Origin of the sequence: Streptomyces sp. CAI-85, assembly GCF_013363615.1 — a bacterium.
GTDB lineage: Bacteria > Actinomycetota > Actinomycetes > Streptomycetales > Streptomycetaceae > Streptomyces > Streptomyces antibioticus_B.
In genome coordinates this window covers 1-11,411 of sequence record NZ_JAANNX010000101.1, presented here as the reverse complement: position 1 = coordinate 11,411, position 11,411 = coordinate 1, and the positions used below count along the sequence as shown (strand labels likewise).

At 72.6% G+C, this 11,411-nt stretch carries 11 protein-coding genes; 5 read left to right on the top strand and 6 right to left on the bottom strand.

What is annotated here, in order from left to right; genetic code table 11:
- The 5 genes from G6W55_RS35775 to G6W55_RS35755 all read right to left on the bottom strand — a co-directional run.
- Nucleotides 1–608, bottom strand: a 608-nt coding sequence (locus G6W55_RS35775; RefSeq protein WP_175524802.1) for a glycosyltransferase family 2 protein, incomplete at its 3' end; no start/stop codon positions are given.
- Nucleotides 609–640: 32 nt separating this feature from the next.
- Nucleotides 641–1,420 carry a CDP-alcohol phosphatidyltransferase family protein gene (locus tag G6W55_RS35770; RefSeq protein ID WP_175524801.1) on the bottom strand — a complete coding sequence of 260 codons (780 nt, stop codon included), beginning with the start codon at nucleotides 1,418–1,420 and terminating at the stop codon, nucleotides 641–643.
- Complete coding sequence (locus tag G6W55_RS35765; protein WP_175524800.1) at nucleotides 1,398–2,459, bottom strand: iron-containing alcohol dehydrogenase family protein; 1,062 nt, start codon at nucleotides 2,457–2,459, stop codon at nucleotides 1,398–1,400. The genes G6W55_RS35770 and G6W55_RS35765 overlap by 23 nt, the downstream gene beginning before the upstream one ends.
- Nucleotides 2,447–3,199, bottom strand: coding sequence for a sugar phosphate nucleotidyltransferase (locus tag G6W55_RS35760; protein ID WP_175524799.1), 753 nt, complete (start codon nucleotides 3,197–3,199; stop codon nucleotides 2,447–2,449). Before G6W55_RS35760 ends, G6W55_RS35765 begins: the two co-directional genes overlap by 13 nt.
- Nucleotides 3,196–4,986, bottom strand: coding sequence for a DUF5941 domain-containing protein (locus tag G6W55_RS35755; protein ID WP_175524798.1), 1,791 nt, complete (start codon nucleotides 4,984–4,986; stop codon nucleotides 3,196–3,198). The genes G6W55_RS35760 and G6W55_RS35755 overlap by 4 nt, the downstream gene beginning before the upstream one ends.
- A gap of 335 nt (nucleotides 4,987–5,321) precedes the next feature.
- On the opposite strand from G6W55_RS35755, the gene galE reads away from it, so the two are divergent.
- From galE to idi, 3 genes are all read left to right on the top strand, one after another.
- Nucleotides 5,322–6,311 (top strand): UDP-glucose 4-epimerase GalE, encoded by a 990-nt coding sequence (gene galE / locus G6W55_RS35750; RefSeq protein ID WP_175524797.1) that lies wholly within the window; start codon nucleotides 5,322–5,324, stop codon nucleotides 6,309–6,311.
- A gap of 138 nt (nucleotides 6,312–6,449) precedes the next feature.
- Entirely contained in the window at nucleotides 6,450–7,391 is a 942-nt protein-coding gene (locus G6W55_RS35745; RefSeq protein WP_175524796.1) for a cation diffusion facilitator family transporter, read from the top strand.
- A gap of 260 nt (nucleotides 7,392–7,651) precedes the next feature.
- The gene (idi, locus tag G6W55_RS35740; RefSeq protein ID WP_030790860.1) at nucleotides 7,652–8,245 is read left to right on the top strand and encodes an isopentenyl-diphosphate Delta-isomerase; all 594 of its coding nucleotides are present in this window, start codon (nucleotides 7,652–7,654) and stop codon (nucleotides 8,243–8,245) included.
- A gap of 25 nt (nucleotides 8,246–8,270) precedes the next feature.
- Here idi and G6W55_RS35735 read toward each other — a convergent pair whose 3' ends face one another.
- Complete coding sequence (locus G6W55_RS35735; protein WP_175524795.1) at nucleotides 8,271–8,795, bottom strand: ATP-binding protein; 525 nt, start codon at nucleotides 8,793–8,795, stop codon at nucleotides 8,271–8,273.
- Between the two features lie 301 nt (nucleotides 8,796–9,096).
- Here G6W55_RS35735 and G6W55_RS35730 point away from each other — a divergent pair, with 301 nt between their 5' ends.
- Nucleotides 9,097–9,846 (top strand): enoyl-CoA hydratase/isomerase family protein, encoded by a 750-nt coding sequence (locus G6W55_RS35730; protein WP_175524794.1) that lies wholly within the window; start codon nucleotides 9,097–9,099, stop codon nucleotides 9,844–9,846.
- 123 nt (nucleotides 9,847–9,969) lie between these two features.
- A partial coding sequence (locus G6W55_RS35725; RefSeq protein ID WP_309243880.1) for a Tex-like N-terminal domain-containing protein occupies nucleotides 9,970–11,411 on the top strand: 1,442 nt, incomplete at its 3' end.

The window sequence follows — 11,411 nt, the reverse complement described above, 5'->3', positions numbered from 1 at the left end:
CGGTGGTAGACCGCGTGCCGGGAGGGCGCCGTCGTGGGGTGGTGGAGGACCATGTCCGACCGATAGTCGATCATCCAGCCCGCGTCGAGGGCCCGCCAGGCGAGGTCGGTCTCCTCATGGGCGTAGAAGAACTCGTCCGGCAGTCCGCCCACGTCCGCGAAGACCTTCGTACGGACGGCGTTGGCGCCGCCCAGGAAGGTGGTGACCCGGGAGGAGCGCATCGGGTCGGCGGCGCGCAGCCGGGGGACGTGGCGGCGCTGGGTGACGCCGGTGTCCGGGTCGGCGATGCGGAAGCTGATGATGCCGAGCGCCGGGTCGGCGGCGAACGCCTCCCGGCACAGCGCGGCGGTGTCGTTCCGCGGGAGCAGGCCGTCGTCGTCGAGGAAGAGCAGGACGTCGACGTCCCGGCCGCCGGGTCCGAAGGACTCGATGCCGACGTTGCGGCCGCCGGGGATGCCGAGGTTCTCGGGCAGCTCGACCGTGCGGACGCCCTCGGGGACGTCCGGGACGGGTGCGCCGTTGCCGACGACGACGACCTCGACCGGGTCGCCGTCCTGTTTGGCGACGGAGTCGAGCAGGGCCCGCAGCTCGTCCGGCCGGTTGCCCATGGTGATGACGACCGCGCCGACCTTGACGCCGCTCACTTCAGCCTGCTGGAGGCGAGGATGGACACCAGGTGCAGCAGGGTCTGGAGCAGCGCGATGCCGGCCAGGACGGCCACCCCGAGCCGGGTGAAGAAGAGGTCGCCGCGCATCTGGTCCACGATCGCCAGGACCAGGATCAGCAGGGACGCCTCGATGCCGAGGATCAGCCGGTGGAACTTGAGCGCGGCGGCGGCCCGGCGGGCCAGCGCCATGCCGGAGGAGCGCGGCTCGGCGGCGGCCTCCTTGACCGGCGGCAGCCCGCCCTGGTGGCGGGCCACGCCCACCAGGTCGGTCTCCGCCTTGATCAGGATGGCGCCGAGCGCGGCGAGCGTGCCGAGGAACGCCCACAGCCAGTCGATCCGGCCCGTCCCCCACAGATCGGCGGCGCGCAGACCGAGGCCGACCAGCACGGCGGCGTCGGTGAGATAGGCGCCGACCCGGTCCAGGTAGACGCCGTTGAGCGAGTACTGCTTCTTCCAGCGGGCGATCTCGCCGTCGACGCAGTCGAGGAGCAGATACATCTGCACGCAGACCACGCCGAGCACGGCGCCCGTGATCCCCGGCACCAGCAGCGCCGGGGCGGCGAGCACGCCGAAGACGGTCATCAGGTACGTGAGCTGGTTGGGCGTGACCCTGGTGTTCACCAGGTAGCGGTCGACCCGCAGGGACACCTCACGCATGTAGAGGCGCCCCATCCAGTGCTCACCGCTGCGCCGGTCCTTCACCCCCGGAGGGTGGACGACCGGTCTGAGTTCAGCTACCGATGGCCTTGACATAGTCGGCGTAGGTGTCCTTGATCTGTTCGGGCTTGAGGTCGAGGTGTTCGAGGATCGTGTAGCGGCCGGGCCGGGTCTCGGGGGCGAACTCCACGACGCGGACGAACTCGTCCACCGTGAAGCCGATCTCCTCCGGGAGCACCGGAAGCCCGTGTCTGCGCAGCACCTCGGCCATGAAGGCCGACTCCTCGTGGGCTCCGCGCAGATACATCGCGAAGGCCGCGCCGAGGCCGCACTGCTCGCCGTGGGCGGCGGCCCGCTTGGGGAAGAGCAGGTCGAAGGCGTGGTTGATCTCGTGGCAGGCGCCGGAGGACGGGCGGGAGTCGCCCGAGACCGACATCGCGATACCGCTGAGCACCAGCGCCTCGGCCAGCACCTGGAGGAAGCCGGTGTCGCCGACCCCGCCCGGGTGGCGCAGGACGGCCTCGCCGGCCTGGCGGGCGATCGCGGCGGCCAGGCCGTCGATCTTCTCGCCCTTGACCCGGGCCGCCAGCTCCCAGTCCGCGATGGCCGAGATGTTCGACACCGCGTCACCGATCCCGGCCCGGACGAACCGCACCGGGGCCTCGCGGATGACGTCGAGGTCGATCACGACGGCGATCGGGTTGGGCACACCGTAGGAGCCGCGGCCCGCGTCGTTGTCGAGGGTGGCGACCGGCGAGCACAGTCCGTCGTGCGCGAGGTTCGTGGGGACGGCGACCAGCGGGAGGCCGACCCGTGCCGCGGCGAACTTCGCGCAGTCGATGATCTTGCCGCCGCCGAGGCCCACGACCGCGTCGTAGTGGCCGGCCTTTATGTCGCTCGCCAGCCGGACCGCGTCGTCGAGGGTGCCGCCGCCGACCTCGTACCAGGCGGCGCCGGGCAGGGACGGTTCGAGCCGGGCGCGCAGCCGGGCGCCGGAGCCGCCGCTGACGGCGACGGCGAGCTTGCCGGAGTGCGAGATGCGCTCGTCGGCGAGGACACCCCCGAGGTCGTCCAGGGCACCCGGGCGGATGTCCACGACGACCGGTGAGGGGATGAGCCGGGTCAGTACTGGCACGCGATCTCCCGTCCTCGGGCGAGGTCGTCGTGGTTGTCGATCTCGACCCAGGCGACCTCGCCGATCGGGGCGACGTCGATCCGGAAGCCGCGGTCGACCAGCTCCTGGTAGCCGTGCTCGTAGAACTGCTGGGGGTCGGTCTCCCAGACCGTCTTCAGCGCGTCGGCCAGCTCGGGGGCGGCGTCGCCCTCGATGAGGGTGACGCCGATGTACTCACCGGTCGCCTCGGCCGGGTCCATCAGCTTGGTGATCTTCGTCATGCCCTTGGCGGGGTCGACGACGACCTTCATCTCCTCGTCGGCCAGCGACTTCACGGTGTCCAGCGCGAGGATGATCCTCTTGCCGTCGCCGCGGGCGGCCAGCAGGGTCTTCTCGACGGAGACCGGGTGCACGGTGTCGCCGTTGGCGAGGATCACGCCGTCCTTGAGGGCGTCACGGCCGCACCACAGGGAGTAGGCGTTGTTCCACTCCTCGGCCTTGTCGTTGTCGATCAGGGTGAGCTTGAGGCCGTACTTCGCCTCCAGCGCCTCCTTGCGCGCGTACACGGCCTCCTTGCGGTAGCCGACGATCACCGCGACCTCGGTCAGACCGATCTCGGCGAAGTTGCCGAGCGTCAGGTCCAGGACCGTGGGCTCGCCCTCTATGCCCGCGGGCCCCACCGGCACCAGCGCCTTGGGCAGGCTGTCGGTGTAGGGGCGCAGACGGCGTCCGGCGCCGGCCGCCAGCACGAGGCCGATCATGCGGGTTCTCCTTCGTCGTGTACGGCTGGGGCCCCTGCGGAGACCCAGAAGCGGGTGCTCTCCACGAGCACCACGAGGGCGACGGCCACGGCCAGGACCGTGAGCGCGACCGTGAACTGCGCGCCGGTGAGCAGCGCGGCCAGCACGGCGACGAGCAGGGTCCGCCCGTCCTGTCCCCCGATGGCACGCACCAGCCAGGCCGGCGGCGCTCCGGCGTTCCCGCGGATGCGGTACACCGTGTCGTAGTGATGGTAGGCGACGGCGGCCACCAGTCCGAAAGCCGCCGGAAGCGCTCCGTTCACCTCCGCGCGGGCCGCCAGGACGAGGACGGTCAGGTACTCGCCGGCCCGCAGGATCGGCGGGACCAGCCAGTCCAGGGCGCCCTTGAGGGGGCGGGTGACGGCCTCGGCCGAGGTGACGACGTACAGGGCGGCCGGCGGGACGACCCACCAGCTCGGGCCCCAGGCCCAGGCGGCGGCCACCACCAGGACGGCGCCGAGACCGGCACTGAGCGGCGCGATGCGGGGGCCGCGGCCCTTCAGGACGGGAACGAGCGCACCGACGAGCGGGCCGTTGTCCGCCAGGTCCGCCAGCGCCCCGGCCGCCCGGTCCGTGCGGCGGGCCTTGCGGGTCAGTGAGCGCAGCACGCGCCCGGCCGTGGTGTAGGTCGCCGCGAAGGCGCAGCCGATCAGCAGGGCGTAGAAGGTGATGCGCGGGGTGGTGAACGCCGTCAGGACGGCGATCATGGCCCAGCGTTCGCCGATGGGCAGGACGATCATCCGCCGTGCCCAGACCGTCCAGCCGACGCTGTCGAGCTTGCCGGAGAGGGCGGCGGTGGGGCTGGTGTTGGCGGTGGCGTCGTGGTTGGCCTCGTTGAAGGAGAAGTCCACGACGTGCCGGCAGGTCTGGAGGATCATCGCGCCCAGGGCGAGCGCCCAGACGTCGTCGCCGCCGCGGGCCGCGCCGAGGGCGAGGCCGGCGTAGTAGGCGTACTCCTTGGCCCGGTCGAAGGTGGCGTCGAGCCAGGCGCCGAGGGTGGAGTACTGGAGCGAGTAGCGGGCGAGCTGGCCGTCGGTGCAGTCGAGCACGAAGGACGCGATCAGGAGCACACCGGCCGCGACGAACCCGGCCCGGGTGCCGGTGGCGGCGCAGCCGGCCGCGATCAGCGCGGTGATCAGGGAGGCGGTGGTGACCTGGTTCGGGGTCAGTCCGCGGCGGGCGCACCAGCGGGCGATGTAGCGCGAGTACGGGCTGATGAAGAAGGTGGTGAAGAACCCGTCGCGGGCCTTCACGGCCGACTTCAGGCGTACGGCCTCGTCGTCGACGGCGGCCACGGCCTGCCGTGCCTCGTTGCGGGTCTGGGGGTCGGTGGGGACCTCGGCGACCAGACTGCCCAGCTCGGGGCGGTGGACGTCGTCGCCCTCGGCCACCAGGACGTCGGCGATCCGGTCGGCGAGGCTGTCCACCGCCAGGGCGCCGCCGCCCGACGTGGTCTCGTGGGCCAGCGCCCGGGTGAGGGCCGCGCGGGCGGCGGGCTGCGCGGTGAGCGCGCCCGGCACCGCGGCGAGCGGGAAGCGGGGGTCGGTCAGTCCGAGGCGCAGCGCGTGCGGGTGGCCCACGAAGCGGGCGTCGACCACGGCGACGCGCTCCTGGGCCGGTATCGCGGCGAGCAGGCTCCCGGTCTCGGCGGCGTCGGCGGCCGGGAGGACGTCGAAGCCGAGGGACCGCAGGTCGCTCTCGAGCGACGATCCGGGAACCGGCTGACCGGTGAGGATGGCGGTCGACAACCGAAGTCACTCCCTGGGTGCCGACGCGTCCGCGCCGGTCGTGTGCAGGTGGGGGCGCCCATGGGGTGCACCGGGCGGGGCCGGGCGGGCGGCGTTGTCGGCAGAGGCTATCGGATGCCGGGAAGGCCGTGTTCACCGGCCGTTCAGGCTCCCGTCGGCACGCTCCGGCCGTGCGGCGCGGTGCCGACGGACCCGGTCCGTGCCTGGCGCGGACCGGCCTCCGCCGAGATCATCATCGGTGATCGGCGGCCCGGCGAACAAACCGCGCCCCGGGGCGGGCGGACATCGGGGGACATTGCGGGCGGCGCCCGGGTGTCGGCATAGGGTGGGCGGCCATGACCTGGCTGATCACCGGCGGAGCCGGATACATAGGCGCCCATGTGGCGCGCGCCATGACCGCGGCCGGCGAGCGCGTCGTCGTCCTGGACGACCTCTCGTCCGGGATGCCCGCCCGGCTGCCGGCGGACGTGCCGCTGGTGCGGGGCTCGTCGCTGGACGCCGCCCTGGTGGAGCGGGTGCTCGGCGAGCACGCGGTGACGGGCGTGGTGCATCTGGCCGCGCACAAGCAGGTCGGCGAGTCGGTGGCGCGGCCCACCCTCTACTACCGGGACAACGTCGGCGGTCTCGCCACCCTCCTGGAGACGGTCGCCGCGGCCGGGGTGCGCCGCTTCGTGTTCTCCTCGTCCGCGGCCGTCTACGGCAATCCGGATGTGGACCTCATCACGGAGGACACCCCGTGCGCCCCGGTGAACCCGTACGGCGAGACCAAGCTCGCCGGAGAGTGGCTGGTGCGGGCGGCGGGGCAGGCGCACGGCATGGCGACGGCCTGTCTGCGCTTCTTCAACGTGGCCGGGGCGGCCGAGCCCGTCCTGGCCGACACCGGGATCTTCAACATCGTCCCGATGGTCTTCGACCGGCTCACCCGGGACGAGGCCCCGCGGATCTTCGGCGCCGACTACCCGACCCCGGACGGCACCTGCGTCCGGGACTACATCCATGTCAGCGATCTGGCCGAGGCGCATCTCGCGGCGACCCGGCGGCTGTCCGCGCCGGACGCGGCCGGGGATCTCACGGTCAACATCGGCCGGGGCGAGGGCGTCTCGGTGCGCGAGCTGATCACCCTGATCGGCGAGGTGACCGGGGACACCCGTCCGGCGCTGGTGGAGGACCGGCGGCCCGGGGACGCGCCGCGCGCGGTCGCCGGGGCCGGACTGGCCGCGCGCGAGCTGGGCTGGACGGCGCGGCGCGGGGTGCGCGAGATGGTCGAGTCGGCCTGGCTGGGCTGGCGACTGCACCACGGCGCGCAGGCGGCGCCGACCCTCTGACGGGTCCGGCAAGGGCTCTGACCTGGGGATCGTTTCCGCAGGTCAGAGCATATGACAACGGTGTTCAGTGCCGCGTTGCCGGATACCCCCCACCCGTAGTTGACTGTGATCCCGGGCGACCACAGGGAGGCTGCTGTCATGGGGGCTGGGCACGACCACGGCCATACGCACACCCACGCACCGACGACCGGTACGGCCGCCGCGGCCTACCGCGGCCGGCTGCGGGTGGCGCTGGCGATCACGCTCACCGTGATGGTGGTGGAGATCGTCGGCGGGGTGCTCGCGGACTCCCTCGCGCTGATCGCGGACGCCGCGCACATGGCGACCGACGCGCTGGGCCTCGGCATGGCGCTGCTCGCCATCCACTTCGCCAACCGTCCCGCGAGCACCCATCGCACCTTCGGCTACGCCCGCGCGGAGATCCTCGCCGCGCTCGCCAACTGTCTGCTGCTGCTCGGGGTGGGCGGGTACGTCCTGTACGAGGCGGTGCAGCGGTTCTTCACGCCCGCGCCCACCGAGGGCGGGCTGATGATCTGGTTCGGCGCCGTCGGCCTGGTCGCGAACATCATCTCCCTCACGCTGCTGATGCGCGGTCAGGCGGAGAGCCTGAACGTGCGCGGGGCGTTCCTGGAGGTGGCGGCGGACGCGCTGGGCTCGGTCGCGGTGCTGGTCTCGGCGGTGGTGATCCTCACCACCGGCTGGCAGGCCGCCGACCCGGTCGCCTCGCTGGTCATCGGGCTGATGATCGTGCCGCGCACGGTGAAGCTGCTGCGCGAGACGCTCGACGTGCTCCTCGAATCGGCCCCCAGGGACGTCGACATGGCCGAGGTGCGCGCCCATATCGTCGCCCTGGACGGGGTGGAGGACGTGCACGATCTGCACGCCTGGACGATCACCTCGGGGATGCCGGTGCTGTCGGCGCACGTCGTGGTCCGCTCGGACGTGCTGAACGCGATCGGCCACGAGAAGATGCTGCACGAGCTCCAGGGGTGTCTGGGCGACCACTTCGACGTCGAGCACTGCACCTTCCAGTTGGAGCCGGTCGGTCACGCGCGGCACGAGGCGCGGCTCTGCCACTGAACGGATGCCTGCCTGAACCGGATGCCCGCGTCAACCGGGTGTCTGCGTGAACCCGGTGCCGGAATGAGCCCCGTGCCGGGACCGACCCCGTTCCGGATGGGAACAGCCGTTCTGGACGGTTCTCCGCCCACCCCGCCGGGCAAGATCACGCACGGGCCCGGCCGCCGTGCGCGGGACATGCGCGCGTTGGCGCGAAGTGCCGGGAGTGCCGGGCGCGTACGGCAGACTGGGGACGCGAGGACCGATTGCTAAGGATGGGTATGTCGATCACACCTGCCACCGCGAAGCACAGCTCGGCGGACGGCACCGCGGAAGCGATCTTGCTGGAGCTCGTCGACGAGAACGGCGTGACCATCGGCACCGCGGAGAAGCTCGCCGCCCACCAGCCGCCGGGGCGGCTGCACCGCGCCTTCTCGGTGTTCCTCTTCGACGAGCAGGGCCGGCTGCTGCTCCAGCAGCGGGCGCTCGGCAAGTACCACTCCCCCGGTGTGTGGTCCAACACCTGCTGCGGCCACCCCTACCCCGGTGAGGCGCCGTTCGCGGCGGCCGCCCGGCGCACCTTCGAGGAGCTGGGGGTCTCCCCCTCGCTGCTCGCCGAGGCGGGCACGGTCCGCTACAACCACCCGGACCCGGCGTCGGGCCTGGTGGAGCAGGAGTTCAACCATCTCTACGTCGGGATGGTGCAGTCGGCGCTGCGGCCGGACCCGGAGGAGGTCGGCGACACGGCCTTCGTGACCCCCGCCGAGCTGGCGGAGCGGCACGCGAAGGACACGTTCTCGTCGTGGTTCATGACGGTGCTGGACGCGGCCCGTCCGGCCGTGCGCGAGCTGACGGGGCCGTCGGCCGGCTGGTGAGACCGGGCCCCGGGGCCGGTGGCCCTCAGGGCACGCGCACGGGCTTGAGCGGCAGGGCGGCCCAGATGACCTTGCCGCCGCCCGCCGTGTGCTCGACGTCGCACACGCCGCCCGCCTCCCGGGCGATCTCGCGCACCAGGAGCAGTCCGCGGCCGCCCGTGCGGCCGTGGTCGGCCTCCAGGGCGGTCGGGCGGTAGGGGTGGTTGTCCTCCACGGACACCCGCACCCACTCGGCCCCCACGGCGACCTCCACCGCGAGCACCGGCGACAGCAGGGCCGCGTGCCGTACGGCGTTGGTCACCAGCTCGGAGACGATCAGCAGGAGCCCCTGGACGAGATCGTCCGAGACGGGCACGCCCTGCCGGTGGAGCAGGTCCCGCACCGCGTGCCGGGCCTGCGGGACCGAGGCGTCCACGGCGGCGGCGGTGAACCGCCAGACGCCCTCGTAGGGCAGCGGCCGCGGCTCGTCCCGCGGAGGTCCCGGGGGCCCGAGAGGTGCGTCCGCCCCGCCTGCTGGGCGTGGGTCGGGCCCGCGCCCATGATTGTCCATCGTCCGGTCGCCACCCTCGCGCTCGATTGTCACCACACGTCGAGTGTTGGTAACAACGCGCTCCCCTCCGAACCACTGAACAGAAGTCAGCGATTATCGCCCGTTTTCGATCGTTCCCGAGTGAGACGATCCACTCCACGACCGTTCCTGTTCCGGCCATGCCGCCTTCGCGCACTCTTCGGGTTGTACGGGCGCGGCGGCCCCGTCGCCCCTTTCGTCCGGGATTCGCCCCCGGGCCACCCCCGGTCCGTCCCCCGGCCGACGTGTCGGGTCCGGGAGGGCGGCGGTTAGCATCCGGGCCATGGAGCCCGAACTGCTGCACGGCGTCACCGACGGGGTCGCCACCGTCGTCCTGCACCACCCGGCGAAGCGCAACGCCATGACCGCCGCGATGTGGGCGGCCCTGCCGCCGCTGCTGGAGACCCTGGCCGCCGATCCCCAGGTGCAGGTGCTGGTGCTGACGGGCGCGGGCGGCACCTTCTGCGCCGGGGCCGACATCTCCACGCTCCAGGGCTCGCCGGACGAGGCGCAGGCGCTGGCCGTCCGGGCCGAAGAGGCCCTCGCCGCGTTCCCCAAGCCGACCCTGGCGGCCGTCAAGGGGCACTGCGTGGGCGGCGGCGCGCAGCTCGCGGGCGCCTGCGATCTGCGGTTCGCCGAGGAGGGCGCGCTGTTCGGGGTGACCCCGGCCAAGCTCGGCATCGTCTATCCGGCGTCCGCGACCCGGCGCCTGGTCTCCCTGGTCGGTCCCGGCGCCGCCAAGTACCTGCTGTTCTCGGGCGAGTTGATCGACACCGAGCGGGCGCTGCGCACCGGTTTCGTGGACGAGGTGCTGCCCGTCGACGCACTCGACAAGCGGGTCGCCGAGTTCACGCAGGTGCTGGTCTCGCGCTCCCAGCTCACCCAGGCCGCCGCGAAGGAGTTCGCCGACGGCCGCACCGACCGCGACGCCCACTGGATCGCTCAAGCCCGGGCCAGTGACGACACCGCGGAGGGCGTCGCCGCGTTCCTGGAGCGCCGGGAGCCGCGCTTCACCTGGACCGTCCCGCGCTGACGGCCGTCACCACGCGGACCGCTCCGGACCGCGCCGGGCCGCTCCCCGTGCCGTGATCCCCGGGTGTCGGTCCCACCTGCCACAATTGCGGCGCAACCCCAGTCAAGAAGGCGGTACGGGATCGTGACGACACCCGGGTCCATCGAATCAGGGTCCATCGAAGGCAGGATCGCCGAGGAACTCGGCGTACGGGAGCGGCAGGTCAGGGCCGCCGTGGAGCTGCTCGACGGCGGCTCGACGGTGCCCTTCATCGCGCGCTACCGCAAGGAGGCCACCGAGATGCTCGACGACGCGCAACTGCGCACCGTCGAGGAGCGGCTGCGCTATCTGCGGGAGCTGGAGGACCGGCGGGCGGCGATCCTGGAGTCGGTGCGTGAGCAGGGCAAGCTCACCGACGCGCTGGAGGCGCAGATCCGCGGCGCCGAGACCAAGGCCCGGCTCGAGGACATCTACCTGCCCTACAAGCCCAAGCGGCGCACCAAGGCGCAGATCGCGCGGGAGGCGGGCCTGGAGCCGCTCGCCGAGGGGCTGCTCGCCGACCCCGGTGTGGAGCCGCTCGCCGCGGCGGCCGCGTTCGTCGACGCCGACAAGGGCGTCGCCGATCCGCAGGCCGCGCTGGACGGCGCGCGGGCGATCCTCACCGAGCGCTTCTCGGAGGACGCCGACCTGATCGGCGAGCTGCGCGAGCGCATGTGGGGGCGCGGCCGGCTGGTCGCCAAGGTGCGTGAGGGCAAGGAGGAGGCGGGCGCCAAGTTCGCCGACTACTTCGACTTCGCCGAGCCGTTCACCGCGCTGCCCTCGCACCGGATCCTGGCCATGCTGCGCGGCGAGAAGGAGGACGTCCTCGATCTCGTCCTGGAGCCGGAGGAGCCCTCCGAGCAGCCGGGTCCTTCGTCGTACGAGGGGATCGTCGCGTCCCGGTTCCGGATCGCCGAGCGGGGCCGGCCGGGCGACAAGTGGCTGATCGACACGGTCCGCTGGGCCTGGCGCACCCGGATCCTGGTGCACCTCGGCATCGACCTGCGGCTGCGGCTGCGCACGGCCGCGGAGGACGAGGCGGTGAACGTGTTCGCGGCGAACCTGCGCGACCTGCTGCTCGCCGCCCCGGCCGGCACGCGCGCGACGCTCGGTCTGGACCCCGGCTTCCGTACGGGCGTGAAGGTGGCCGTGGTCGACGCGACCGGCAAGGTCGTGGCGACGGACGTGATCTACCCGCACGTTCCGGCCAACAAGTGGGACGAGGCGATCGCCAAGCTGGCCCGCCTCGCGAAGGAGCACGCCGTCGAGCTGGTCGCGATCGGCAACGGCACGGCGTCCCGCGAGACCGACAAGCTCGCCGGTGAGCTGATCACGAAGCATCCCGAGCTGAAGCTCACCAAGGTGATGGTGTCCGAGGCGGGCGCCTCCGTGTACTCGGCGTCCGCGTTCGCCTCGCAGGAGCTGCCCGACATGGACGTGTCGCTGCGCGGCGCGGTGTCCATCGCGCGCCGGCTCCAGGACCCGCTGGCCGAGCTGGTGAAGATCGACCCGAAGTCGATCGGTGTCGGCCAGTACCAGCACGACCT